This is a genomic window from Pseudomonas spartinae (genome assembly GCF_965197125.1).
Taxonomy (GTDB): domain Bacteria; phylum Pseudomonadota; class Gammaproteobacteria; order Pseudomonadales; family Pseudomonadaceae; genus Aquipseudomonas; species Aquipseudomonas composti_A.
Window position 1 is genome coordinate 1 of the sequence record NZ_CBDAMB010000034.1, and the last position, 990, is coordinate 990.

A 990-nucleotide genomic window follows, 5' to 3' on the forward strand; every position below is an offset into this window, starting at 1 on the left:
TGTGATCTCTCAGTAGGTTGTTCATCCGGGGCATTCCCGGAATTCTGGAAGCGCGACCAACACAGCCTTCCAGGAGCCCCGGATGAACCTGCATAAACATGCCCGTCTTACCCCGCGAGGTCGAGCCCTTCTCGTGCAGCGCATGCTCAACGGCCTACGAGTCGAAGATGCGGCACAAGCCGCTGGCGTCAGTGTGCGTACAGCCTACAAGTGGCTCAAACGCTTTCGTGAGGAGGGCGAGATCGGCCTGATGGATCGTTCATCACGTCCGCACTCATGCCCCCATGCCACGGCAGTCGCCCTAGTCAAGCAACTGATCGAGCTACGTCGCTCTCGCAAGACTTACCGGCAGATCGCCCAGATACTCGGCCTGGCCGTCAGTACCGTGGCCCGCCGTCTCAAGCAGGCCGGCTTTCATCGGTTGGCTGAGCTGGAGCCCGCGCCTGTGGTGGTGCGTTATGAATACGCCAATCCTGGCGATCTCCTGCACCTGGACATCAAGAAGCTTGGCCGCTTCTGGAAACCCGGGCATCGAGTCACTGGGGACCGTCAGCAGTGCTCCGACGGCGCCGGCTGGGAGTTCATGCACGTGGCTATCGACGATGCGTCCCGACTGGCGTTCACCAGCCTGCATCCGGATGAGCGTGGCAGCAGCGCCTGCCGGGCCTTGCTGCAAGCACTGCGCTACTATCGCGGGCTGAACATTTGCTTTCGCCGCGTCATGACAGACAACGGCGCCTGCTATCGATCACGGGCGTTTCAGCGCTTGTGTGCTCGGCTCAGGCTGAAACACATCCGCACCAAGCCCTATACGCCACGCACCAACGGCAAGGCCGAGCGCTTCATCCAAACGAGCCTGCGTGAATGGGCCTATGCCCGCAGCTACGACACTTCACAGCAGCGAGCAGCGCACCTGCTGCCCTGGCTGCATCACTACAACTGGCACCGACTGCACGCCAGCCTCGGATACCTGCCCCCGATCAGCAGAGC

General features: G+C 61.8%; 1 protein-coding gene. It reads left to right on the forward strand.

Annotated elements, in window-relative coordinates; genetic code table 11:
• Nucleotides 1-82: 82 nt before the first annotated feature.
• A partial coding sequence (locus ACN8M7_RS25925) for an IS481 family transposase (RefSeq protein ID WP_490262623.1) occupies nt 83-990 on the forward strand: 908 nt, incomplete at its 3' end.